This is a genomic window from Delftia sp. Cs1-4, assembly GCF_000214395.1.
GTDB classification, from domain to species: domain Bacteria; phylum Pseudomonadota; class Gammaproteobacteria; order Burkholderiales; family Burkholderiaceae_C; genus Comamonas; species Comamonas acidovorans.
In genome coordinates this window covers 3,839,716-3,863,001 of the sequence record NC_015563.1, presented here as the reverse complement: position 1 = coordinate 3,863,001, position 23,286 = coordinate 3,839,716, and the positions used below count along the sequence as shown (strand labels likewise).

The window sequence follows — 23,286 nt, the reverse complement described above, 5'->3', positions numbered from 1 at the left end:
TGAAACTCGTTACGCGCTGCGCGCTTCACTCAAACATCACGGCGAGTCAGATGACGAAGCAGCCCTGTCCTTCGGCAGGGCTGCCACCCCGCATCCCGTTCAACGCAGGCGCAGTCAGAGGGGCAGGGCCGGGACATCCAATACCGGGCGCGGCCGGCCTCTGAAAGCCGCCGCGCAGCGGAATCAAAAAATCGCCCGAAAGCTCAATAAATCAGCAAATCAACGCATCAACGACCCATACATGAAAACCTAGAACGTCCGGCTGACCGTCACCCCGGCCGACAGCCCGCGTCCCGCACCCGGCTCAAAGAACCGCTGGTTGCCCTCGTTGACGATGACCGACCCTGCAAAGCGCCGGTCGAACAGGTTGTCCAGCCGCACAAAGGTCTGGGCGCTCCACTGCTGCCATTGCCGTGACCAGCGCAGGCTGGAGCCCCAGACGGTGTAGCCGGCCGCGCGGTCGGTGTTGCGGTCGTTCACGGCCACGGGGCCGCTGTGCAGCATGTCCACGGTCCAGGTCCATTGCGGCGACAGCTGCCAGGCCAGCTCGCTCCACAGGCGGCGCGGCGCGGTGCCGGCCAGGCGCGCGCCGGCATCCACCGGGGCGGTGGGCGTGGTGCAGGGCGTGGCCTCGCAGGTCAGGAAGCTGTCGCGGTAGCGGGCCTGCAGCAGGGTCAGGGCGGTGCTGGCCGTGAGCGGCCCCCACTGGGCATTGCCCGAGAATTCCAGCCCCCGGCGCAGCGTGCGGCCTGCGTTCTGGTAGGTGGCGCGCCCGCCCGTGTTGGACAGCACGGTGAGTTCGCGCTGGGTATGGGTCTCGAACAGCGTGAGGTTCCAGCCCGCGTTGCCGTGGCGCCCGCGCAGGCCAACCTCGACGGTGTTGTGGGCGCTGGCGGCCAGGCCGGTGTTCAGGCCGCTGTTCATGCCATTTTGGCCACCGGGCCGGTAGGCCACTTCGTTGAGCGTGGGCGTTTCCATGCCCCGGCCCACCGATGCGTGGGCCACCAGGTCCGGCAGCAGGTTCACGCGCAGGCCCAGCGAGGGCAGCCAGCCGCGCCAGGCCATGCTGCCGCTGTCGTCGCCATTGCCGGCGACTATGTAGTGGTCCTCGGAGCGGTAGCGCACGCGCGCTTGGCGCAGGCCGGCGCTCAGGCCCAGGTTCTGCGTGCTCCACTCGGCCTGCAGGTAGGGGTCGGCGGAGCGCGCCTGGTTGCGTTCGTCGCGGCGCAGCCGGCCCTGCACGCCGAGCTGGCTGCCGATGAAGTTCTCGTAGCCGCGCCGGGTTTCGCCCTGCCAGTCGTAGGCCAGGCCCGCCGACCAGTCCAGCCGGCCGCCGGCCACGTCCTCATGGGTGCTGCGCCAGCGCAGGTTCATGCCCGCGTAGTCGCGGTCCAGGTCGATCACGCCGCCTGAATGCGAGGGCGGCGCCTGCGTGGCCACGGGAATGGACTGGTACTGCAGCACGGAGCGCGTACCCGCATAGGCCATGAGTTCCAGGCGCTGGCCAGCGCCGAACTGGTGCTGCCAGGCGGCGCCCAGTTGGCGCTGGCGCACGCTTTTGCGCGTATTGAAGCGCAGCGCGCTGGCCGTGGTCTGGCCGGGGTCGGCCTCGAACTCGGCGCGTGTCAGGCCCAGCGGGTCCTGGGCGCTGGCGCGCTGCTCCTGGTACTGCAGCAGCCACTGGTCGTCGCCCTGCTTGCGTGACAGCTTCATGTGGGCCGTGCTGCGGTCGGCGGCCGACTGGGGGCGCATGCCGTCGGTGGCGAAGCGCTCGATGTGGATGGCATAGCGCCAGGGGGCGGAGCCGCCATCCGCCTGGTCCGGCTTTCCGCCACCGATCGTGCCGCGCAGCTGGGTGGACAGGCGCCACAGCCCGTCCGGCCCCACGGCCACGCCGCTGCGCCACAGGCCGGGTTCCTCGCCATCTTCGGTGTACAGCAGCAGTGCGCCGCCTGCGCTGTTGCCGTAGAGCACGGCGGCCGGGCCGCGCACCACGTCCAGGCGTGCGGCGTTGCCCAGCGTGAAATTGGCGGCCTGGCCCTGGCCGTCGGGCGCGCCGGCCGGAATGCCGTCCACGTACAGGCGCAGCCCGCGCACGCCAAAGGTGGAGCGCGCACCGAAGCCGCGCACCGAGATCTGCAGGTCCTGTGCGAAGTTCTGGCGGTTCAGCACCACCAGGCCCGGCACGCGCGCCAGGCTCTCGGACAGGTTGATCTGCATCTGCCCGTCTCGCAGCACGGCGCCTTCCACGCTGTCGATGGCGGCGGTGGCACGCCACAGGTCGGGGCCGGCGCCGGGCTGGCTGGACGTGATGACCACGGGGGCGAGCAGGGCCTCGCTGGAGTCCTGCGCTGCGTCCGCCGCGTGGGCGGGTAGCGCGGGCAGGGCGTGCAGCGTACAGGCCAGTGCGGCGCCCAGGGTGGACAGGGCGGGCCGGGTGTGTCTTGTGCTGTATGGAGAGCGTGTCATTGCGGGCGGGCCTGTGGCGATGCCCGAGGTTACCGAGCCCGGCAATCCGTTCCAACACGGGTGATTTCCCTAGTGCTGTCCTGTGCCGTGGCGGAACAACAATCGCGGCAGTTTTGATGTCCGTCATGCAACAGCCGCCTTCCGCCCCACTGCCCTCGAATCCCTTCTACGCCACGCGCCAGGACCGGGTGGCGCTGGCGCGCGAGCGCTATTTCGAGCGTGGCGAGCGCCCCTCGGGCCTGGTGTCCGAGCCCGTGCTGCAGTCCTGGACGCGCTGCCTGGGCGCCAGCCGCAGCCCCGACGAGAAGATCAGCTTCGACCCGGTCAGCAAGATCCGCACGGCCACCTTGCTGACCCACAACCGCGCGCTGATCGAGGCGGCGCGCGACCCCATCGCCGAACTCGAGACCGTGATCGCGGGCAGCCAGGCGCGCGCCATGCTGACCTGCAGCGAGGGCGTGGTGCTGATCGCCTCGCGCCCCACGCCGGGCGACGGCCCGCTGCTGCTGACGGCCGCACGCGTGGGCGTGAACATTGCCGAGGATGCCGTGGGCACGGGCGCACCCGGCGTGGCCGTGCGCACGGGCGAGGTCTGCCATGTGCGTGGCGGCGAGCATTTCTTTCGCTGCCTGGCCTCGCTGCACTGCGCGGCCGCGCCCGTGCGCGACGCCAGCGGGCGCACCGTGGCCATGCTGGACCTGAGCAGCGAGGCGGGCCCCTTTCGCTTCGATGCGGGCGCCATGGCCCACATGTACGCCACCTGCATCGAGAACCGGCTGCTGGTGGGCGCCGCCCGCATGCACCTGCTGCTGCGCTTCCAGTCCAGCCGCAGCATGTTCGGCACGCCGCTGGAAGGGCTGGCCGCCGTGGATGGCGACGGCATGGTGCGCTGGTTCAACGGCGTGGGTGCCCAGTTGTTCGACTGCCCGCGCAGGCCCGCCGAAGGGCTTGCGGCCGAAGAGGTCTTCGGCCTGGGCCTGAACCAGTTGCTGGAGCTGGCCCACCACGGCCAGGCCCGCCCGCAGATGCTGCCCACGGGGCTGACGCTGTGGATGGAGGCGAGGCTGGATGAGGCATCTTCCCAGGTCGAGGAGGTGCTGCCGGCCATCGAGGCCCTGCCACCGCCCGCCGAGGCGCCGTCCGAGGCACCGTCTTCCCTGGGCGAGGCCAGCCGCGAGCTGATCGAGCAGGCCCTGGCCCGCTGCCAGGGCAATATCTCGCAGGCCGCCCGCATGCTGGGTGTCTCGCGCGGGCTGCTGTACCGGCGCCTGCGCGAATGGGGCAGGGCTTAGGCCGTCTGGCCTATGCCGGCACGGCGGCCAGTGCGCCGCGCATCCATTCGATGAAGACTCCCGCCTGTGCCGGCAGCGCACGCCCTGCAACTGGCACGGCGCGCAGGCCGCCCTCGAAGGGCACGAAGCCATGGGGCGCCACCAGCAGCCCCTCCTTGAGCTCGCGCGCGATCAGCCGCTGCTCCACCAGGGCAACGCCCAGGCCCGACAGTGCCGCCTCTATGCACAGGTGTGTGTGCGGGAACGCCAGCGTCTCGCCCAGGGCCACGGGCTGGCCCGTGAGGGCTTCCCACTGGTTCCAGGCGCTGGCCGTGTACTCATGTGCAATGCGCGCGCGGTTGGCGGGCCGGCGCCGGGCATAGGCCGGCGTGCACACGGCGCCGAAGTGCACGGGCGCCAGTTTGATGGCGCGGCGGCGGTCGGCCTCGGCGTAGGTGGACAGGTCCCAGGCAATGATCAGGTCGGCGCCCTCGTGGCGCATCTCGCGCGCCGAGGTCATGGACAGGCGGATGCGGATATGCGGGTGGCTGCGGTAGAACACCGCCAGCTGCGGCACCAGCCAGCGCATGGCAAAGGTGGCGCTGCAGGCCACATGCAGCCCCGGCGCCTGACTGTCGCGCGCCAGCTGGGCATAGGCGGCCTCCAGCTGGTCGAAGGCCGTGCGCACCGAGGCATGGAAGGCGGCGCCCGCCTCGGTCAGGCGCAGGCCCGTGCCTTCTTTCTCGAACAGCGCCGCGCCCGCGTGCTCCTGCAGCAGGCGCAGGTGGCGGCTGATGGCGCCGTGGCTGCGGCACAGTTCCTCGGCCGCGCGTGTCACCGAGCCGGTGCGGGCAATGGCCTCGAAGGCGCGCAGGGCGGCCAGCGGTGGCAGTTGTCTCATGGCAATCAATTCGTCAGAAAAGCTGACGCATGGGCAGAAAAACTGCATTGTCCCGCATTGCCGTGATTTCTAGCATGGAGGCCTGTTCATGGGAGTTGTGCAGGCTTGCCTGCTCCTTTGCGCAGTTCAATTTCTTGACGAAAAGGAGTTTCCATGCAGATCACCGATATCGCGGCCCATGAGGCGCTGGACAGCCGGGGCCACCCCACCGTGGAGGTCGAGGTCGAGCTGGAGGACGGCGCGCGCGGCCTGGCCCTGGTGCCCTCGGGCGCTTCCACGGGGCGGCACGAGGCGCTGGAGCGGCGCGACGGCGATGCCTCGCGCCATCTGGGCAAGGGCGTGCTGGGGGCGGTGCAGGCCGTCAACACCGAGCTGCGCGATTTGCTGCGCGGCATGCGGGCCGACGCCCAGGGCCGCATCGACACGGCCATGATGGCGCTGGACGGCACGCCCGGCAAAAGCCGGCTGGGCGCCAACGCGCTGCTGGGCGTGTCGCTGGCCGTGGCGCGCGCGGCGGCGGCCAGCCAGCGCATGCCGCTGTGGCGGCACATGGGCGGCGCCCAGGCGCGCGTGCTGCCCGTGCCCATGATCAATGTCATCAACGGCGGCGCCCATGCCGACAATCCGCTGGACTTCCAGGAGTTCATGCTGCTGCCGGTGGGGGCGGACAGCTTCGGAGAGGCGCTGCGCATGGGCGCCGAGGTCTTTCACACGCTGCGCCATGCGCTCAAGGCCGCAGGCCACAGCGTCAACGTGGGCGACGAGGGCGGCTTTGCGCCCGCCCTGCGCAGCGCGCCCGAGGCGCTGGACCACCTGATGGCCGCCATCGAGCGGGCCGGCCTGCGCCCCGGCAGGGACATCGCCCTGGCGCTGGATCCGGCCGCCAGCGAATTCCATGGCGAGGACGGCTACCGCTACGCGGGCGAGGGCCTGGTGCGCAGCCGCCAGCAGCAGGTGGACTACCTGGCGCAACTGGTGGAGCACTACCCCATCGTCTCCATCGAGGACGGCATGGCCGAGGACGATATCGAGGGCTGGCAGGCCCTGGGCCGGCGCCTGGGCGGACGCTGCCAGCTGGTGGGCGACGATGTGTTCTGCACGAACCCCGGCCTGTTCGAGGGCGGCATTGCCCGGGGCGTGGGCAACGCCATCCTGGTCAAGATCAACCAGATCGGCACGCTGACCGAGACCTGGGACGTGCTGCGCCTGGCGCATGGCGCGGGCTACGGCGTGGTGATGTCGCACCGCTCGGGCGAGACCGAGGACACCAGCATTGCCGACCTGGCCGTGGCGGCCCAGTGCGCCATGATCAAGACCGGCTCGCTGTCGCGCGCCGACCGCACGGCAAAGTACAACCGGCTGCTGCGCATCGAGCGCGAACTGGGCCCGGCCGCCGTCTATGCGGGGCGCCGCGCGCTCAAGGGCCGGGCGGGTCAGGAAGCCGTGTCGGCCGCTGCGGTTGTTGCGGGCGCCCTGTAGACCAGCACCTTGAGGCTGCGCTCGGCGTCGATGTCGGCGAAGGTGGCCGGGTTGGCCAGGCGCTCGACGAACTCCAGCTCGGGCGCCACTTCCTGCATCTGCGATGTCAGGAACTGCGTACCCATCTCCGGCGCGTTCAGGCACAGCAGCACATGGCCGCCTGGGCGCAGCAGGTCGGGCAGGCGGCGCATCAGGCGGGCATAGTCCTTGGTGGCGACGAAGCTGCCCTTCTGGTAGCTGGGCGGGTCCACCACGATCAGGTGGTACGGCCCGCCGCGCGTGATCTTGCCCCAGCTGCTGAAGATGTCGTGGGCCAGGAAGCTGGCGCCCGACAGATCGTTGAGCCGGTGGTTCTGCTGGCCCGTGGCCAGCGCGCCCTGGGCCATGTCCATGTTCATCACATGGCGCGCCCCGGCCTGCAGGGCCACCACCGAAAAGGCGCAGGTATAGGCGAACAGGTTGAGCACCTTGATGCCGTGGCGGTGCTCGGGATGGTTGGCGACATGCGCGTGCACCCAGCGCCGGCCTTCGGCCATGTCCAGGAACAGGCCGTGGTTCTGGCCGCGCAGCACCTGCACGCGGTAGCGCGTGCCGGCTTCGGTGACGATGTGGGGGTCAGGCACCTCACCGGCCATGAGCCGCGTTTCGGCGGGCGCGGCGGGCTGGCGCAGCTGGTAGACCCAGTTCAGGGGCTGGTCCGGTGCCAGTTCGCTCCAGCGCAGTGACAGCGCTGTGCCGATGGCGGCCAGGGCATCATCGTCCAGCGGCTGGAAGCTGGTGAGCACCAGCACGGGCGGGAAGGCGTCGAGCACCAGATGCTCGCAGCCCGGGTACAGGCCGCCACGGCCGTGGAAGATGCGTTGGGCGTCGGAGGGCAGGGCCATCCGGGCGATGGCGTCGAGCAGGGCTTGCATGGGAGAGGCTGGATCTGGCAGGGGCGCCGGGTGTGCCGGGTGGAACCATATGGGACCGTATGGTTCCAGGCAGGGGTCGACGAAAAGGTCTGCCAGTGTATGCAGTTTGGGGCCCAGCCCAGGCAAACCCGGGCAAACCTGGTTTCAGGCCCCATTCAGCGGTGCTGTGGGCAGGCTCAATGCCGCCAGCCGCGCCGCACCTCGAAGAAGCTGCATTCGCCGTCGCCCAGGCCCTGCATGCCGGCCTCGGTGGCGGCGCGCGCAGCCTTCATCCAGCGGGCGAAGGCGAGCTTGGCGTCGTCGCTGATTTCTTCAGGGGGCGTGTCTTCCAGGCCCTCTACCAGGTACAGGGTTTCACTGACCTGCTCGGCGCTGCCGAGCTGGCGTTCGAGCACGCGGGCATAGCGTGCCTCGGCCTTGTTGCGTTCCTGCTCGGGCAGGTTGGGGTAGTCACACAAGGTGACGGTGAAGGCGGCTTCTTGCATGTCCATGGTTCACGAGATGAGGATGATGACTGGCGAAATATACAGTATTAACTGGCTACACATCCAGTATTTTTCCGGTGTTTTTTTACAGTGTTATCCCTGTGGGGTCGCTGCCGGGCAGCGGCTGCAGCCATGCGGCCACAATCGCCTGCAAGGAGAAAACCATCGCCATGAAGAACGAATCGACCACGGGCAGCCCGGCCTGGGACCCCGAAGCCACGGGCCACGCGCTGTTTGCCACGCGCGTGGGGCCCTGCGGCGTGGCCTGGGGCGCCTGCGGCCTGGTGGCCTTTCAGTTGCCCGAGGTGGACGGCCCGGCCGCCACGCGCACGCGCATGCTGCGCGGCGTGCAATTGCGCAGACCGGGCAGCTACGCTGCAGCGGCGCGGGCCGAGGACCTGCCGGCCAGCGTGGCACAGGCCATCGCCGGCGTGCAGGTGCTCATGGCGGGCCATGGCGAATGGACTGTGGAGCCTTCCGCGCCCAGCGCACAGCAGTTGCGTGACGGCCCGGTGCTGCCCGATCTGCGATCACGGCGCATGCTGCCCGCAGGCGAGGCACTGCCGGATCTGGCCGGGCTGGCGCTGGACTGGCACGGCGTGTCGGACTTTCACCGCCGCGTCTATGACCTGACGCGCGCCATTGCACCCGGCCATACGCGCACCTATGGCGAGATGGCGCGCGAGTTGGGCGAGGTGGGCCTTTCGCGCGCCGTGGGGCAGGCGCTGGGCCTCAACCCTTTTGCGCCCGTGATTCCCTGCCACCGCGTGCTGGCTGCCGGCGCCCAGCCGGGCGGTTTTTCGGGCGGCGGCGGCGCGCTGACCAAGCTGCGCATGCTGGAGATCGAGGGTGCGGCCTGGGGTGGCACGCGCTCGTTGTTCGGGGATTGACGGGCCGGACACGCATGTGACATGCGGCACGGCAAGGCGGCTTGCACAATCGCCGCTGCAGGCTGTTCCGCTTGGGGATGGCCGCCCTCCATTCCAACCATGACCGGAACACAAGACCCGGCGCAGGAGACAGACGAATGACTCGCAATGTGCAGCAACTTTTCGACCTCACCGGCAAGACGGCCCTGGTGACCGGCGGCTCGCGCGGCCTGGGCCTGCAAATGGCCCATGCGCTGGGCGAGGCGGGCGCCAGGATCATGCTGAGTTCGCGCAAGGCCGCCGACCTGGAGGAAGCCGCTGCCGAGCTGCAGGCCGCAGGCATCGACGCCCGCTGGATCGCCGCCGACTGCGCCAACGAGGCCGACATCGAGCGCCTGGCCGCCGAGACCCTGGAGCGCCTGGGCCAGGTGGACATCCTCATCAACAACGCAGGCGCCAGCTGGGGCGCGCCGGCCGAGGAGCACCCGGTGGCCGCCTGGGACAAGGTGATGAACCTCAACGTGCGCGGCTACTTCCTGCTGAGCCAGCAGATCGCGCGGCGCAGCATGATCCCGCGCAAGACCGGGCGCATCATCAACCTGGCCTCCATCGCAGGGCTGGGCGGCAACCCGCTGGGCATGAAGACCATTGCCTACAACACCTCCAAGGGCGCGGTCATCAACTTCACGCGCGCTCTGGCCGGCGAGTGGGGCGTGCACGGCATCAACGTCAACGCCATCTGCCCGGGCTTCTTCAAGACCAAGATGGCCAGCGTGCTGATCGAGACCCTGGGCGAGGATGAAATGAAATCCCACGCCCCGCTGCGCCGCCTGGGCGACGACGAGGACCTCAAGGGCCTGACCCTGCTGTACGCCAGCGACGCGGGCAAGCACATCACGGGCCAGTGGGTGGCCGTGGACGGCGGCGTCAGCGCCCTGGTGGGCGGTTGAGCCGCAGCGGCGCTGCTGCCGAGGTGACAGTTTTTCCCGCAGATCGGGCCGCCGCGCGCGGTGGCGCCTGCCGGCGCCCTTATGCTCGCCTGCATTGCGATCTGAACTGGAGAATTTCGTGCTGGATTTTGGCCACCCCATCCCCTTCGTCGACCACCTGGGTTTCACCCTGCACCACATGGAGGACGGGGAGTCCGAACTGCGCTTCGAGGCGCGTCCCGAGCACCTGAACACCTTTGACGTGACCCACGGCGGCGCCACCATGACCCTGCTGGACGTGACCATGGCCGTTGCCGCGCGCAGCCTGCAGCGCGACATGGGCTGCGTGACCATCGAGATGAAGACCAGTTTCATGCAGCCGGCGCGCGGCCCCCTGGTGGCCAAGGGCGTGGTGCTGCACCGCACGCGTTCCATGGCCTATACCGAGGCGCGCGTGTTCGATGCCTCGGGCCGGCTGTGCAGCCATGCGACCGGAACGTTCAAGTACATGCCGCGCGTGGCCAAGCCGGCCGCCGCCGAGACAACCCTCGCCACGGACTGATCCGCACGGCGAATCTGCCAGATACCCAATGCCACACGCCAGCCCCGGCAGCCCCGGGAACTGGTTCCATTGTTTGTGATGCCACCGGAGGTTTTCCCATGCCCGTGAACCAGCAGATCCTGCTCGACAACCGCCCCGAGGGCGAAGCCGTGGAAAGCAATTTCCGCCTTGCCAAGACCGAGACCCCCGCGCTGGCCGAAGGCCAGGTGCTGGTGCGCCACCACTACCTGAGCCTGGACCCCTACATGCGCGGCCGCATGAATGACAGCAAGAGCTACGCCCAGCCGCAGCCGCTGGGCGAGGTGATGATCGGCGGCACCGTGGGCGAGGTGGTGGAAAGCCGTCATCCCAAGTTTGCCGTTGGCGACAAGGTCGTGGGCATGGGCGGCTGGCAGGAATACAGCGTGGTCGATGGCGATGCGCCCGGCATGCTGCGCAAGGTGGACACCACCCATGTGCCGCTGTCGCACTACCTGGGCGCCGTGGGCATGCCCGGCGTGACGGCCTGGTACGGCCTGGTCAAGATCATCGCCCCCAAGGCCGGTGAGACCGTGGTGGTCAGCGCCGCCACGGGCGCCGTGGGCAGCGCCTTCGCGGCCCTGGCCAAGGCACGCGGCTGCCGCGTGGTGGGCATTGCGGGCGGCCCCGAGAAGTGCCGCTACGCCACCGAGGAGCTGGGCTTCGACGCCTGCATCGACTACCGCGAGCACCCCGACACCAAGACCATGGCCAAGGCGCTCAAGGACGCCTGCCCGCAGGGCATCGACGGCTACTTCGAGAACGTGGGCGGCTACATCCTCGACGCCGTGCTGCTGCGCACCAACGCCTTTGCGCGCATCGCGCTGTGCGGAATGATCGCCGGCTACGACGGCACGCCGCTGCCCATGACCAATCCCGCGCTCATCCTGATCAACCGCATCCGCATAGAAGGCTTCATCGTCAGCGAGCACATGGAAGTCTGGCCCGAGGCGCTGCAGGAACTGGGCCGCCTGGTGGGCACCGGCAAGCTGCGCCCGCGCGAGAGCATTGCCGAAGGCATTGCTTCCGCACCTTCCGCTTTCCTGGGTCTGCTCAAGGGCAAGAACTTCGGAAAGCAACTCGTCAAATTGATCTGAACCACCACAAAAACCAGGAGACAAGGGAATGATCAAGAACTTCAAGGGCAAGACGGCGGTGCTGACGGGCGCAGGCTCGGGCTTCGGCCTGGAGTGCGCGCGCATTGGCGCGAAGCTGGGCATGAACCTGGTGCTGGTCGATGTGCAGCAGGAGGCGCTGGACAGGGCCGCCGCCGAGTTCGAAGGGCAGGGCGTGCGCGTGCTGGCACGCCGCGTGGATGTGTCCGACGCAGCCCAGATGCAGGCCCTGGCCGATGAGGTGCGCCAGCAGTTCGGCGCGCCGCACTTCGTGTTCAACAACGCAGGCGTGGGCGCGGGCGGGCTGGTCTGGGAGAACACGCTGGAAGATTGGCAGTGGGTGCTGGGCGTCAACCTCTGGGGCGTGATCCACGGCGTGCGGCTGTTCACGCCCATGATGCTGGAGGCGGCCAAGGCCGACCCGTCCTTCGAGGGCCACATCGTCAACACGGCCAGCATGGCCGGCCTGCTGGCGCCGCCCAATATGGGCATCTACAACGTCAGCAAGCATGCCGTGGTGAGCCTGACCGAGACGCTCTACCAGGACCTGGCCCTGGTCTCCGACCAGATCAGCGCCAGCGTGCTGTGCCCCTTCTTCGTTCCCACGGGCATCAGCCACAGCGAGCGCAACCGGCCCAGCCATCTGGCCGCCCAGCCGCTGACGGCCAGCCAGAAGATCGGCCAGGCCATGAGCGAGAAGGCCGTGGGCTCGGGCAAGGTCACGGCCCCCGATGTGGCGCAGAAGGTCTTCGACGCCATTGCGGCCAACCAGTTCTACATCTACAGCCATCCGCAGGCCCTGGGCTCGGTCCAGACCCGCATGGAAGATGTGGTGCAGGGGCGCAATCCCACCGACCCGTTCGCGCACAAGCCCGAACTGGGCGCCAGCTTGAAGGCCTCGCTGCGCGCGGCCTGAGCGTCAGTCCTCCTCGTCCGGGTCCGGCCTGTGGGGGGCTGGCTTGGCGGGAGCCTCGGCCTTTTCATCGGGCGGCGCGGAGGGCAGGGGCCGCACCAGCCGCACCATGAGCTGGTTGCCGCGCCCCATGTCGGGCCGCGTCTCCAGGCTGTCGAGGTCAATCGCCCAGGCCTGCTGGGCCGACAGCTGCGTACCGGCGCTGCCCGAGATGTTGCTGTAGTTGTAGGGATTGACGGGCCGCGCGTTGACCGCTGCCGTGCCCGTCCAGTGCCAGCCGCGCGGCGCGCCCGGAAACAGCTCGGGCGACAGGCCTTGCGGCCGTATATCGCGCGAGATCAGCCGGCGCATCTCGTTGACGCGCGGCAGGCGCCAGCGCACGCCGTCCTGCTTGGCCCGTTCGGCGGCCAGGGCCTGCGCCTGCTTGTGCGTGAACAGCTCCGGCAGGCCCGTGCAGGTCTTGCCATTCCACTGCATGCCTTCCACGCAGCGCGGCCACAGCAGGCGGGCGCGCCGGTCGATCACGTCGCGACCGTCTTCGGATACTTCCAGCACAGGAGCGGCGCCGGGCCTGGGGCCGCGCTGTGCCTCCTGCTGTGTCTCTCGCTGCGCTGCCTGGGCAGAACCCAGCGTGCAGACACCCAGCAGCAGGGCGGCGAGCAGGGGCCCTGGCAATGCATTCAGGGCCGGTGGAAGGGAAGGCAGGGATGGGCGCATGGTGTGTTGCAGTGGCGATGGCGATGGCGATGGCGATGGCGATGGCAGTTGCAGCGATGAAAAGGTGGGTTGGCCTCTCGGGTGGCAATCTCGTTTCAGAGCGTAACAGGATTGCGGGCTTCTGAATTTGTGCCACGGCAAGCCGCCACCGCCAGGTGCGCGGGGCTGCATGCCCAGGAAATGTGAGCAGCCTCCTGCAGCCCCGCGCGCTTGCCGCCACAATGGCGCGTCTATGTCTGCGTCTATGCCTTCCTCTTCTCCCGCTTCCCCTGATTCCCACACACTGCGCCTGGTGCTGATCCTGGGCCTGCTCTCGGCCATCGGTCCGTTTGCCATCGACATGTACCTGCCCGCGCTGCCCCAGATCGGCAGCAGCCTGGGCGCCCAGGTGGGCGCGGTGCAGGCCAGCCTGACGGCCTTCTTCCTCTCGCTGGGCGTGGGCCAGCTGCTGTACGGGCCGGTCTCGGACATGGTGGGGCGCAAGCCGCCGCTGTACTTCGGCCTGACCGTGTTCGCGCTGGCCAGCGTGGGCTGCGCCATGGCCACCAGCATCGAGACGCTGGTGGTGCTGCGCTTCATCCAGGGCCTGGGCGCGGCCGCCGGCATGGCCGTGCCGCGCGCCGTGGTGCGTGACCTGCACACCGGCCACGCGGCGGCCCGCATGATGTCGCTGCTGATGCTGGTGTTCAGCGTCTCTCCCATCCTGGCGCCGCTGGCCGGCAGCGGCGTGATCGCCGTCAGCAGCTGGCGCGGCGTGTTCTGGGCCGTGGCCGTGGCGGCCGTGATCGGCCTGGTGGCCGTGTTCATGGGCCTGAAGGAAACGCGCGGGGCCGCCGCGCGGCTGGACAGCAGCGTGGCCGGCGCACTGCGCGCCTACGGCGTGCTGCTGCGCGACTGGCATTACCTGGGCCTGGTCTTCATCGGCGGCTGCGCCATGGCTGGCTTTTTCGTCTACCTGGCTGGCTCCCCCTTTGTGCTGATCAATTACTACGGACTGAGCTCCACCCAGTACAGCCTGGCCTTCGGGCTGAACGCCATCGCCTTCATCGGCGCGGCGCAGTTCACGGGCTGGCTGGGCCAGCGCTTCGGGCTGGTGCGCGTGGTCAAGGTGGCGGCCACCGGCTCGGGCCTGGTGATGCTGTCGCTGCTGTCGTACTACCTGCTGGGCGGTGAGCGGCTGGCCGTGCTGATCGGCCTGTACTTCGTGGCCAGCGCGCTGATGGGGCTGGTGATTCCGACGACCTCGGTGCTGGCGCTGGAGGAGCACGGCGCCATTGCCGGCACGGCCTCGGCGCTGCTGGGCACGCTGCAGATGCTGTCGGGCGCCGCGGCCATGCAGATCGTGGGCCTGTTTTCCACGGGCAAGCCCCTGCCCATGGTGGTGGGCATGGCAACGGGCGCGCTGATCGGTGTGGCCCTGGCCTGGATCACGCTGGGCGGTGCGCGTGCCCATCGCGTGGGCGCAAAGGACCATTCATGAGCCTGGCACCCGCGGCAGAGGCTGCGCCTGTCCACGATGGACTTCCGTCAGGCCCTCGCGGCCAGGCGATGCTGGTCATCATCCTGGGGCTGACGCTGTCGGTGCTGGACAGCACCCTGGTCAATCTGGCACTGCCGGCCATGGCGCGCGAGCTGCAGGCCAGCTCGGCCCATACGCTGTGGGTGGTCAATTCCTACCAGCTTGCCAGCCTGGTGTTGCTGCTGCCGCTGGCGGCCCTGGGCGAACGCCTGGGCTACCGCCGTGTGTATCTGGTGGGCATGCTGGTGTTTTCCGTGGCCTCGCTGGCGGCCATGCTGGCCACGTCGCTGCCCACGCTGGTGGCGGCGCGTGCGCTGCAGGGCCTGGGCGCTGCGGGTGTGATGAGCGTCAACGCCGCCCTGGTGCGGCTGATCTATCCGCGTGCCCTGCTGGGGCGGGGCATGGCCGTGAATTCGCTGGTGGTGGCGACGGCATCCATGGCCGGGCCCTCGGTGGCGGCGGCGATTCTGTCGGTGGCCAGCTGGCCCTGGCTGTTTGCGGCCAATCTGCCGCTGGGCCTGTTCACGCTGTGGCTGGGGCGCCGCGCGCTGCCTGCCAATGCCGTGGCCGGCCATGCAGGGGCGCGGCTGTCGCCGCTGGATGTGCTGCTCAACATCCTCATGTTCAGCCTGATCTTCCTGGGCGGCGAGCAGCTGGGCGTGCGCGCCGGCGGTGCCGATTCTTCCCTGCCTTCGGGCTGGTGGCTGCTGGGCGCGGGCCTGCTGGTGGGCGCCTGGTATGTGCGCCGCCAGTGGCGCCTGCCCGCGCCGCTGCTGCCGGTGGACCTGCTGCGCATTCCGGTGTTTGCGCTGTCCATGTGCGGATCGGTCAGCGCCTTTTGCGCGCAGATGCTGGCCTACCTGGCGCTGCCGTTCCTGCTGCTGGAGTCGCACGGCATGTCGCCCATCGAGGCCGGGCTGCTGATCACGGCCTGGCCGCTGGCCACGGTGCTGACGGCGCCCATCGCGGGCCGGCTCATCGGCCGCTATGCAGACGGGCTGCTGGGCGGCATCGGCATGGCCATGTTCGCCTGCGGGCTGTGGGCGCTGGCGGCCATGCCCGATGCGCCTTCGACCTTGGACATGGTCTGGCGCATGCTGCTGGCGGGCAGCGGCTTTGCGCTGTACCAGTCGCCCAACAACCACACCATCGTGACCACGGCGCCTCTGGCGCGCAGCGGCGCGGCCGGCGGCATGCTGAGTTCGGCGCGGCTCACGGGGCAGACCCTGGGCGCCGTGGTGCTGGCCACCATCTTCACCTTCGCGGGCGGGCATGGTGGCCATGCCGAAATCGTGGCCCTGGCCGTGGCGGGCTGCTTTGCGGCCATGGCGGGCGTGTTCAGCCTGCTGCGCGTGCGCACGGCACCTGTGCCTAAGCACTGAACAGGCCCGTAAATGGCATTGAACTTGCATGTGTCGGCGTGCTCCGACACATGCATCATCCTGGATGGACTTGCCAGGAGATTTCGGTGGCATGCCATCCGCTTTACAAACAAGAAATATGGGCACTGCACAATCGTGCGATGCCCCCAACGACTTCGCTGCTCCCATGATTTTTGACGTGCCCTTTTCGCCGAGCCCGCGCCTTGCGGCGCCTTCCGATTCCCAGCCCGGCGCAGGGCACGTACAAGCTTCCGCCTCGCCGGCCGGCGGCCGGCGCATCGGCACCGCCGTGCTGTGCGCACTGGCGCTGGCCGCAAGCCTTGCGGCCTGCTCCAAGAAGGATGCCGCACCTGCCGCCACGGCCAAGGCCGCGACCGAGGTGGGCGTGGTCACGCTGCAAAAGCAGAGCCAGCAGCTGGACGCCACGCTGCCGGGCCGCACGCGCGCCTCGCTGACCGCCGAGGTGCGGCCCCAGGTATCGGGCATCGTGCAAAAGCGCTTGTTCACCGAGGGCGCCCTGGTGCGCCAGGGCCAGCAGCTCTACCAGATCGACGCGGCCTCGCTGCGCGCCACCGAGGCCAGCGCCCAGGCGGCCGTGGCCAAGTCCGAGGCCAGCGCCCGCACGCTGGAGGCCACAGCGCGGCGCAATGCCGAGCTGGTCAAGATCGATGCCATCAGCCAGCAGGCGTTTGAAGAAAGCCAGGCCGCTGCCGCTCAGTCGCGCTCTGACGTGGCTGTGGCCAAGGCCAATCTGGAGACCGCGCGCATCAACCTCAAGTACAGCCGCATCGAGGCGCCCATCAGCGGGCGCATCAGCCTGTCCACCGTGACTCCGGGCGCGCTGGTCACCGCCAACCAGACCGAGGCGCTGACCTCCATCGTGCAGCTGGACCCCATGTATGTGGACTTCACCCAGTCCACCAGCGAGCTGCTGCAGCTCAAGCGCGACTGGGATGCCGGCCGCTTCCAGAAGGTGGAGGGCGACAAGGTGGCCGTGCGCATCCGCCTGGACGATGGCACGGACTACAGCCACCAGGGCAAGCTGCAGTTTGCCGGCGTGATCGTCAATGCCACCACGGGCAGCGTGACGCTGCGCGCCGTGGTGCCCAACCCGCAGGGCGTTCTCATGCCCGGCATGTATGTGCAGGCTCTGCTGCCCACGGGCCTGGCGCCCGAGGCGCTGCTGGTGCCCCAGCAGTCGGTGACGCGCGACCTGACCGGCAAGGCCAGCGTGCTGGTGGCCAAGGCCGACGACGTGATCGAGCGCCGGCCCGTGAACATCGACCGCGCCGTGGGCAACATGTGGCTGCTGCAGGACGGCCTGTCGGCCGGCGAACGCGTCGTGGTCGATGGCTTCCAGCGCATCAAGCCCGGCGACAAGGTGCGCGCCGTGGAGGTGGACCTGCGCGCCAAGGCTCAGGCCCGCAAGGGCAAGCCGGCCGAAGGGCCGGCAGCACCTGGCGCTGCGGACAAGGCGCCTGCTACAGCTCCTGCACCAGCACCGGCAGCGGCTCCTGCTCCGGCCGCCGGCTAAGCCGCAGGAACCCGTCACATGGCTCAGTTCTTCATCAACCGGCCCATCTTCGCGTGGGTCATCGCCATCGTCATCATGCTGGGCGGCGCACTGTCCATCTTCACGCTGCCGCTGGAGCAATACCCCGACATCGCGCCGCCGCGCGTGACCATCGGCGCGCAGTACACGGGCGCCTCGGCCGAGACGGTCGAGAACTCGGTGACCCAGATCATCGAGCAGCAGCTCAAGGGCATCGACAACATGCTCTACATGAGCTCCACGTCCGACGCCTCGGGCCGCGCGCGCACCACGCTGACCTTTGCGCCGGGCACCAACATCGACGTGGCCCAGGTGCAGGTGCAAAACAAGCTGCAGTCCGCCGTGAACCGCCTGCCCGACGCGGTCAAGAGCCGGGGCGTGTTCGTGAACAAGGGCGGCCAGGACTTCCTGGTCACCTACAGCTTCTTCTCCAAGGACCCGGCCATGACCGCGGTCGACATCGGCGACTACCTGACCAGCAACCTGGTCGATGTGATCGGCCGCCTCGATGGCGTGGGCGATGTCAACGTCTTCGGCACCAACTATGCGATGCGCATCTGGATGGACCCGGCCAAGATGGAGAAGTACGCGCTGATGCCGTCGGACCTGGTCAATGCGCTGAACTCGCAGAACGCCCAGGTCTCGGCCGGCCAGCTGGGCGCGCTGCCCGCCGTCTCCGACCAGCAGCTCAACGCCACCATCACGGCGCGCACCAAGCTCAAGACGGTGGAGCAGTTCGAAGATATCGTGCTCAAGTCCTCGCTGGACGGCTCGGTGGTGCTCATGAAGGACGTGGCCCGCGTGGAGCTGGGCGCCGACAACCTGACCATCAAGGCCAAGCTCAACGGACTGCCCGGCGCGGGCATGGGCATCGTGCTGGCCGATGGCGCCAATGCCATGCAGGTGGCCGACACCATCGCCGCCAAGCTGGCCGAGCTCAAGCCGTTCTTCCCCAACGAGATCGACTACTTCGTCAGCTCGGACTCCACGCCCTTCGTGCGCGCCTCCATCAAGGAAGTGGTCAGCGCGCTGGGCGAGGCCATGATCCTCGTGGTCATCGTGATGTTCATCTTCCTGCAGAACTTCCGCGCCACGATGATCCCCGCCATCGCCGTGCCCGTGGTGCTGCTGGGCACCTTCGGCGTGCTGTCGCTGGCCGGGTACTCGATCAATACGCTGACCATGTTCGCCATGGTGCTGGCCATCGGCCTTCTGGTGGACGATGCCATCGTCGTGGTGGAGAACGTCGAGCGCGTGATGCACGAGACGGGCATGTCGCCCAAGCAGGCCACGCGCCAGTCCATGCGCGAGATCACGCCGGCCCTGGTGGGCATCGGCGTGACGCTGTCGGCCGTGTTCGTGCCCATGGCCTTCTTCGGCGGCTCCACGGGCGTGATCTACCGGCAGTTCTCCATCACCATCGTCGCGGCCATGGCGCTGTCGGTGTTCGTGGCGCTGACGCTGACGCCGGCGCTGTGCGCCACCCTGCTCAAGCCGCCCGCAGCGGGCGGGGCAGGGCATGACCGCCCCATCCGCAGCGGCATCCTGGGGGTGAATGACCGGTTCTTCCGCTGGTTCAACCACCATTTCGACGCCACGGCCGCGCGCTACCAGGGCACGGTGGCCTACTCGCTGCGCCGCGCCAAGCGCATGATGCTGATCTTCCTGGCCGTCTGCGGCGTGGTCTGGCTGCTGATGGCGCGCCTGCCCACTTCCTTCCTGCCGGACGAGGACCAGGGCTTCGTCTTCGTCAACATCAACCTGCCTTCGGGCGCGGCCGATACGCGGCTGCAGGGCGTGCTCGACGAGGTGCGCGACTACTTTGCCAAGCAGCCCGACGTGGTGAGCTTCTACCAGGTCTCGGGCCTGAACGGCGACCAGGCCTCGGCACGCGCCTTCGTGCGGCTGAAGACCTGGGAGGAACGGCCGCTGCCCGGCCAGTCGGCCTCCGAGATCGCGCACCGCGCGACCAGGGACCTGTCCGCCATCCGCGATGCGCGCGTGCTGGTCGTGCTGCCGCCGGCCGTGCGCGGCCTGGGCTCCAGCTCGGGCTTCAACTTCATGATCAAGGACATGAACGGCCTGGGCCACCAGGCGCTGCTGGAGGCCAAGGAGAAATTCCTGACCGAGGCCCGCAAGCGACCCGAGCTCACCAATCTGCGCATGACCAACCTGGAAGACGCCAGCGAGCTGCGCCTGGACATCGACGACCGCAAGGCCGCCGCGCTCGGCCTGTCGTACACCGACATCAACAGCGTGCTGTCCAGCGCCATGGGCGGCACCTATGTCAACGACTTCCTGAACAACGAGCGCGTCAAGCGCGTCTACATCCAGGGCGATGCGCCGCACCGCATGCTGCCCCAGGACATCGCCAAATGGACGGTACGCAACGCCAAGGGCGAGATGGTGCCTTTCAGTTCGTTCTCCAGCAGCTACTGGGCCTACGGCTCGCCCCAGCTCATGCGCTACAACGGCAACCCGGCCTACGAAATGGAAGGCCGCGCCGCCTCCGGCGTCAGCTCGGGCACGGCCATGCAGATCGTGGAGGACATCCTGCGCACCCTGCCGGCCGGCATAGGCTACGAGTGGACCGGCGCTTCGCTGCAGGAGCGCCAGTCCGGCGCCCAGGCGCCGCTGCTGTACGCCATCTCCATCCTCTTCGTGTTCCTGTGCCTGGCGGCGCTGTACGAAAGCTGGACCGTGCCGCTGTCGGTGATGCTGGCCGTGCCGCTGGGCGTGGTGGGCGCGCTGGCCGCCACCTACACGCGCGGGCTGACCAACGACGTGTACTTCCAGGTGGGCCTGCTGACCACGGTGGGCCTGGCGTCCAAGAACGCCATCCTGATCGTGGAATTCGCGGTGCAGCTGCAGGAGCAGGGCAAGAGCATCTTCGACGCCGTGGTCTCGGCCGTGCGCCTGCGCCTGCGTCCCATCTTGATGACCTCGCTGGCCTTCGGCTTCGGCGTCATTCCGCTGGCCATCGGCACGGGGGCCGGCGCGGGCGGGCGCAATGCCATCGGCACGGCCGTGCTCGGCGGCATGCTGGCCTCCACGGTGCTGGGCATCTTCCTGGTGCCGGTGTTCTTCCTGCTGATCCGCAGCTGGTTCAAGAGCCATTCGCGCACCGAGGACGACGCGCCCCAGCCGACTGCCGGATCACCTGATTCACCGCATACCGCAAAGGAGAGCGCAGCATGAGGCGCCCAACGAATGTCTCCGCACTGGCCGCAGCGGCGGCGCTGGCGGCGCTGCTGACCGGCTGCAACCTCGCGCCGCAGCACCGCACGCCCGACATGCCCGTGCCCGACACTGTCGGCAGCACGGCCGCAACTCCGGCCCAGGCCGACGAGGCCAGCCTGCAGGCCGCTGCCGCGCTGGGCTGGGTGCAGTCCCAGCAGCTGCGCGAGGTCATTGCGCTGGCCCTGGCCAACAACCGCGACCTGCGCGTGGCCGTGGAAAGCATCGAACGCGCGCGCGCCCAGTACGGCATCACGCGCGCCGACCTGCTGCCCAGCGTCACCGCCCAGGCCCAGGCCAGCCGTGCGCGCACGGCCGCCGGCATGACCAGCGCCACCCAGGCGGCCTCGGTCAGCACCCAGTACACGGCCCAGCTGGGCTTTGCCAGCTATGAGATCGACCTGTGGGGCCGCGTGCGCAACCTCAGCGAGGCGGCGCTGCAGCAGTTCCTGCAAAGCGAGCAGAACCGGCGCAATGTGCAGATCGGCCTGGTGGCCGACGTGGCCAACGGCTGGCTCACGCTGGCGGCCGACCAGGCCCGCCTGCAACTGGCGCGCGAGACCCTGGCCAGCCGCGAGAAGGCCTACGAGCTGACACGGCGCATGCACGAGATTGGCTCCACATCGGGCCTGGTGCTGGCCCAGAACCAGACCACGGTGGACACGGCGCGCGGCGACGTGGCCAGCTTCACCTCCCAGGTGGAGCGTGACCGCAATGCCCTGCAATTGCTGGTGGGCGGACCGCTGCCCGAGGCCCTGCTGCCCGGCGCCGCCACGCTGCGCGCCGATGCCCGGCCCGCGGCCGCGCTGCAGCCCGTGCCGGCGCCCTTGCCCTCCAGCGTGCTGCTGGTGCGCCCCGACATCCAGGCCGCCGAGAACAACCTGCGCGCCATGGAGGCCAACATCGGCGCCGCACGCGCTGCCATGTTCCCCACCATCAGCCTCACGGCCAGCGTGGGATCGGGCAGCCGCGAGCTCGATGGCCTCTTTGGCGGCAGCAGCAGCACCTGGAGCTTCATCCCCCTGGTGCGCCTGCCCATCTTCGACGGTGGCCGCAACCGTGCGAGCGTGCAGGTGGCCGAGGCCAACCAGCGCATCGCCATCGCCCAGTACGAGAAGGCCGTGCAGACGGCCTTCCGCGAAACCGCCGACGTGCTGGCCGACCGCGCGCAGTGGGACGAGCGCCTGGCCGCCCAGACCAGCATGGTCGCCGCCACGCAAAAGGCCTTCGACCTGTCGGAGGCCCGCTTCAAGGCCGGCGTGGACAACTACCTGACCGTGCTGGATGCGCAGCGCAGCCTCTACACGGCCCAGCAGACCCTGATCGGCCTGCGCCTGTCCGAGCAGCTCAACCGCGTCACGCTGTGGAAGGTGCTGGGCGGCGAGCAGGTGCAGGCGTCGTCCGCCTCGGCACCGGCGAATTCCTGAGCGTCGGCGGTGTATTGCGCGGTCCCGCAGAACATGCCGCCCCGACCACGATGAGCCCCTTTGCCAACACCCCCGAGCCGCCTTACTACGCCGTCATCTTCTCGTCGCGCAGGACGCCGGACGACGATGATGGCTACGGCCTCATGGCCCAGCGCATGGTGGACCTGGCCGCGCAGCAGCACGGATTTCTGGGTGCGGAAAGCACGCGCGGCGAGGACGGTTTCGGCATCACCGTGTCGTACTGGTCCACGGCCGAATCCATTGCGCGCTGGAAGCAGGATGCCGAGCACCTGGTCGCCCAGCAACTGGGCAAGGACGCCTGGTACGAGCACTATGAGTTGCGCGTGGCCCGCGTGGAGCGCGCCTACGGCAAGCGCTGAATCCGGGCCGCCTGCGCTTGCACCACGGCCTCGGCCAGCAGCGCGATGGAGCGCGGCGCGCAGCCTTCGGCATCGTTGCTCACCGTCACAAAGGCGGGCAGCCCGCGGATGGTGATGCCATCGATGGTCTTGGCGAGGATGGCGCGCGTGTGCACATCGGGCGTGCGGATCTCGTCAAAGGGATCGTGCTTGGTTTGCGCATCGGGGTAGCCGTAGGCCCCGAACTCGCGGTTCAGGTTCCAGCGGCAGACCAGGGGGCTGGGCCACAGCCGCCGCAGAAAAACCAATTGCTCTTCGATGGGCGGCATCTTGCCGTGCAGCCCCAGGCAGAAGGTGGCGCCCGCAGCGCGCAGCGTGTCCGCCAGCTCGGGCGTCAAAAGCTCCGGGTCGCGCACTTCCACCGCGACGATGATCTGCGCGCCCAGCGGATGGGCGGCCAGCGCCGCTCGCACCGCGTCCAGCATGGCCTGCAGCCGCGCCAGCAGTTCGGTGGGACGGCTCAGCAGGCCCCAGGTCATGGGACTGAGCTGGAACACCAGCACGCCGAGCTGATCGCCCAGCCCTTCGAGCGTGGGCTCGACGAAGCTGGTCACGGCCAGATCGGGTTGAAGGAACACGGGGTTCAGCGACATGCCCTTGCCATCCTCGTCGCGGACCTGCGCATCGGTGACCACCGAAGGGCACTTGACCACGAAGCGGAAATCGGCCGGCACCTGGCCCGCGAAGGCCAAGTACTGGCTGGCCGTCAACGGCCTCCAGAAGCTGCGGTCCACGCACACCGTTCGCATCAGCGGATGCCGGCCATAGGCCTCCAGCCCCTTCTTGGCGAGCACGCTTTTGTCATAGGCGCCATCCCAGATCAAACCTTCCCAGCCCGGATAGGACCAAGTGGAGACCCCCATGCGCAAGCCCTGCGGAAGCTGGTCCGCCAGCGCCTGCCATTGCAGGGCCTGGGGCGCCAGCTGCACGGCGCCGACGGCCTTGCGGGATGCCGGCTTGCGGCCGCCAGGCGCCGCGCTGGCGGCAGGCGGGACCGGGGCTGAAGAGGGTGGGGAGGGCGGCGGTGAGGGCAGCGCGCCAAACAGATCGTCTTGCATGGGCTGGAGCATGGATTGTCCATGATGCCGCTGCGCCAGCGCAGCCCGCG

19 protein-coding genes are annotated in these 23,286 nt (G+C 69.1%); 13 read left to right on the top strand and 6 right to left on the bottom strand.

Features of this window, described 5'->3' with window-relative positions; translation table 11 throughout:
• Nucleotides 1–249 precede the first annotated feature (249 nt).
• The gene (locus tag DELCS14_RS16900) at nucleotides 250–2,469 is read right to left on the bottom strand and encodes a TonB-dependent receptor (RefSeq protein WP_013802733.1); all 2,220 of its coding nucleotides are present in this window, start codon (nucleotides 2,467–2,469) and stop codon (nucleotides 250–252) included.
• 125 nt (nucleotides 2,470–2,594) lie between these two features.
• Between DELCS14_RS16900 and DELCS14_RS16895 the strand changes: the two genes are divergently transcribed.
• A complete protein-coding gene (locus DELCS14_RS16895) occupies nucleotides 2,595–3,761 on the top strand; it encodes a helix-turn-helix domain-containing protein (protein ID WP_228676775.1) in 1,167 nt (388 codons plus the stop codon).
• 10 nt (nucleotides 3,762–3,771) lie between these two features.
• Here the strand turns inward: DELCS14_RS16895 and DELCS14_RS16890 are convergent, their stop codons facing one another.
• Nucleotides 3,772–4,689 carry a LysR substrate-binding domain-containing protein gene (locus tag DELCS14_RS16890; RefSeq protein WP_013802731.1) on the bottom strand — a complete coding sequence of 306 codons (918 nt, stop codon included), beginning with the start codon at nucleotides 4,687–4,689 and terminating at the stop codon, nucleotides 3,772–3,774.
• A gap of 105 nt (nucleotides 4,690–4,794) precedes the next feature.
• Between DELCS14_RS16890 and eno the strand changes: the two genes are divergently transcribed.
• Complete coding sequence (gene eno, locus DELCS14_RS16885) at nucleotides 4,795–6,120, top strand: phosphopyruvate hydratase (RefSeq protein WP_013802730.1); 1,326 nt, start codon at nucleotides 4,795–4,797, stop codon at nucleotides 6,118–6,120.
• Here eno and DELCS14_RS16880 read toward each other — a convergent pair.
• Both DELCS14_RS16880 and DELCS14_RS16875 read right to left on the bottom strand, forming a co-directional pair.
• Nucleotides 6,075–7,034, bottom strand: coding sequence for a class I SAM-dependent methyltransferase (locus DELCS14_RS16880; protein ID WP_013802729.1), 960 nt, complete (start codon nucleotides 7,032–7,034; stop codon nucleotides 6,075–6,077). The genes eno and DELCS14_RS16880 overlap by 46 nt on opposite strands.
• A gap of 176 nt (nucleotides 7,035–7,210) precedes the next feature.
• Nucleotides 7,211–7,525 (bottom strand): hypothetical protein, encoded by a 315-nt coding sequence (locus DELCS14_RS16875; protein WP_013802728.1) that lies wholly within the window; start codon nucleotides 7,523–7,525, stop codon nucleotides 7,211–7,213.
• 164 nt (nucleotides 7,526–7,689) lie between these two features.
• Here DELCS14_RS16875 and DELCS14_RS16870 point away from each other — a divergent pair, with 164 nt between their 5' ends.
• From DELCS14_RS16870 to DELCS14_RS16850, 5 genes are all read left to right on the top strand, one after another.
• Nucleotides 7,690–8,409 carry an MGMT family protein gene (locus tag DELCS14_RS16870; RefSeq protein ID WP_043796238.1) on the top strand — a complete coding sequence of 240 codons (720 nt, stop codon included), beginning with the start codon at nucleotides 7,690–7,692 and terminating at the stop codon, nucleotides 8,407–8,409.
• A 137-nt stretch (nucleotides 8,410–8,546) separates the two neighbouring features.
• Nucleotides 8,547–9,338 carry an SDR family oxidoreductase gene (locus DELCS14_RS16865; RefSeq protein ID WP_012205198.1) on the top strand — a complete coding sequence of 264 codons (792 nt, stop codon included), beginning with the start codon at nucleotides 8,547–8,549 and terminating at the stop codon, nucleotides 9,336–9,338.
• 118 nt (nucleotides 9,339–9,456) lie between these two features.
• Nucleotides 9,457–9,879, top strand: a complete 423-nt coding sequence (locus DELCS14_RS16860) for a PaaI family thioesterase (protein WP_013802726.1) — start codon at nucleotides 9,457–9,459, stop codon at nucleotides 9,877–9,879.
• Nucleotides 9,880–9,977: 98 nt separating this feature from the next.
• The gene (locus DELCS14_RS16855) at nucleotides 9,978–10,994 is read left to right on the top strand and encodes an NADP-dependent oxidoreductase (RefSeq protein WP_013802725.1); all 1,017 of its coding nucleotides are present in this window, start codon (nucleotides 9,978–9,980) and stop codon (nucleotides 10,992–10,994) included.
• Between the two features lie 28 nt (nucleotides 10,995–11,022).
• Nucleotides 11,023–11,928 (top strand): SDR family oxidoreductase, encoded by a 906-nt coding sequence (locus DELCS14_RS16850; RefSeq protein ID WP_013802724.1) that lies wholly within the window; start codon nucleotides 11,023–11,025, stop codon nucleotides 11,926–11,928.
• Between the two features lie 3 nt (nucleotides 11,929–11,931).
• Here DELCS14_RS16850 and DELCS14_RS16845 read toward each other — a convergent pair whose 3' ends face one another.
• Nucleotides 11,932–12,642 carry a DUF1566 domain-containing protein gene (locus DELCS14_RS16845; protein WP_013802723.1) on the bottom strand — a complete coding sequence of 237 codons (711 nt, stop codon included), beginning with the start codon at nucleotides 12,640–12,642 and terminating at the stop codon, nucleotides 11,932–11,934.
• A 244-nt stretch (nucleotides 12,643–12,886) separates the two neighbouring features.
• Between DELCS14_RS16845 and DELCS14_RS16840 the strand changes: the two genes are divergently transcribed.
• From DELCS14_RS16840 to DELCS14_RS16815, 6 genes are all read left to right on the top strand, one after another.
• On the top strand, nucleotides 12,887–14,122 hold the full coding sequence (locus tag DELCS14_RS16840) for a multidrug effflux MFS transporter (RefSeq protein ID WP_013802722.1): 1,236 nt from the start codon (nucleotides 12,887–12,889) through the stop codon (nucleotides 14,120–14,122).
• Nucleotides 14,119–15,543: an MFS transporter gene (locus DELCS14_RS16835; protein WP_013802721.1), complete on the top strand. Its 1,425-nt coding sequence runs from the start codon at nucleotides 14,119–14,121 to the stop codon at nucleotides 15,541–15,543. Before DELCS14_RS16840 ends, DELCS14_RS16835 begins: the two co-directional genes overlap by 4 nt.
• Nucleotides 15,544–15,709: 166 nt before the next feature.
• A complete protein-coding gene (locus DELCS14_RS16830; RefSeq protein ID WP_013802720.1) occupies nucleotides 15,710–17,077 on the top strand; it encodes an efflux RND transporter periplasmic adaptor subunit in 1,368 nt (455 codons plus the stop codon).
• 18 nt (nucleotides 17,078–17,095) lie between these two features.
• The gene (locus DELCS14_RS16825; RefSeq protein ID WP_013802719.1) at nucleotides 17,096–20,293 is read left to right on the top strand and encodes an efflux RND transporter permease subunit; all 3,198 of its coding nucleotides are present in this window, start codon (nucleotides 17,096–17,098) and stop codon (nucleotides 20,291–20,293) included.
• A complete protein-coding gene (locus DELCS14_RS16820) occupies nucleotides 20,290–21,759 on the top strand; it encodes an efflux transporter outer membrane subunit (protein WP_013802718.1) in 1,470 nt (489 codons plus the stop codon). The genes DELCS14_RS16825 and DELCS14_RS16820 overlap by 4 nt, the downstream gene beginning before the upstream one ends.
• A gap of 50 nt (nucleotides 21,760–21,809) precedes the next feature.
• A complete protein-coding gene (locus tag DELCS14_RS16815) occupies nucleotides 21,810–22,139 on the top strand; it encodes an antibiotic biosynthesis monooxygenase (RefSeq protein ID WP_013802717.1) in 330 nt (109 codons plus the stop codon).
• On the opposite strand, the gene DELCS14_RS16810 is transcribed toward DELCS14_RS16815, so the two are convergent.
• Nucleotides 22,124–23,236 (bottom strand): DUF72 domain-containing protein, encoded by a 1,113-nt coding sequence (locus tag DELCS14_RS16810; RefSeq protein WP_043796797.1) that lies wholly within the window; start codon nucleotides 23,234–23,236, stop codon nucleotides 22,124–22,126. The two genes, DELCS14_RS16815 and DELCS14_RS16810, sit on opposite strands and share 16 nt — an antisense overlap.
• Nucleotides 23,237–23,286: the final 50 nt, after the last annotated feature.

Coding starts and splice junctions, on each gene's coding strand:
- DELCS14_RS16900 (WP_013802733.1), bottom strand. CDS start 2,469: ATGACACGCTCTCCATACAGCACAAGACACACCCGGCCCGCCCTGTCC.
- DELCS14_RS16895 (WP_228676775.1), top strand. CDS start 2,595: ATGCAACAGCCGCCTTCCGCCCCACTGCCCTCGAATCCCTTCTACGCC.
- DELCS14_RS16890 (WP_013802731.1), bottom strand. CDS start 4,689: ATGCAGTTTTTCTGCCCATGCGTCAGCTTTTCTGACGAATTGATTGCC.
- eno (WP_013802730.1), top strand. CDS start 4,795: ATGCAGATCACCGATATCGCGGCCCATGAGGCGCTGGACAGCCGGGGC.
- DELCS14_RS16880 (WP_013802729.1), bottom strand. CDS start 7,034: ATGCAAGCCCTGCTCGACGCCATCGCCCGGATGGCCCTGCCCTCCGAC.
- DELCS14_RS16875 (WP_013802728.1), bottom strand. CDS start 7,525: ATGGACATGCAAGAAGCCGCCTTCACCGTCACCTTGTGTGACTACCCC.
- DELCS14_RS16870 (WP_043796238.1), top strand. CDS start 7,690: ATGAAGAACGAATCGACCACGGGCAGCCCGGCCTGGGACCCCGAAGCC.
- DELCS14_RS16865 (WP_012205198.1), top strand. CDS start 8,547: ATGACTCGCAATGTGCAGCAACTTTTCGACCTCACCGGCAAGACGGCC.
- DELCS14_RS16855 (WP_013802725.1), top strand. CDS start 9,978: ATGCCCGTGAACCAGCAGATCCTGCTCGACAACCGCCCCGAGGGCGAA.
- DELCS14_RS16850 (WP_013802724.1), top strand. CDS start 11,023: ATGATCAAGAACTTCAAGGGCAAGACGGCGGTGCTGACGGGCGCAGGC.
- DELCS14_RS16845 (WP_013802723.1), bottom strand. CDS start 12,642: ATGCGCCCATCCCTGCCTTCCCTTCCACCGGCCCTGAATGCATTGCCA.
- DELCS14_RS16840 (WP_013802722.1), top strand. CDS start 12,887: ATGCCTTCCTCTTCTCCCGCTTCCCCTGATTCCCACACACTGCGCCTG.
- DELCS14_RS16835 (WP_013802721.1), top strand. CDS start 14,119: ATGAGCCTGGCACCCGCGGCAGAGGCTGCGCCTGTCCACGATGGACTT.
- DELCS14_RS16830 (WP_013802720.1), top strand. CDS start 15,710: ATGATTTTTGACGTGCCCTTTTCGCCGAGCCCGCGCCTTGCGGCGCCT.
- DELCS14_RS16825 (WP_013802719.1), top strand. CDS start 17,096: ATGGCTCAGTTCTTCATCAACCGGCCCATCTTCGCGTGGGTCATCGCC.
- DELCS14_RS16820 (WP_013802718.1), top strand. CDS start 20,290: ATGAGGCGCCCAACGAATGTCTCCGCACTGGCCGCAGCGGCGGCGCTG.
- DELCS14_RS16815 (WP_013802717.1), top strand. CDS start 21,810: ATGAGCCCCTTTGCCAACACCCCCGAGCCGCCTTACTACGCCGTCATC.
- DELCS14_RS16810 (WP_043796797.1), bottom strand. CDS start 23,236: ATGCAAGACGATCTGTTTGGCGCGCTGCCCTCACCGCCGCCCTCCCCA.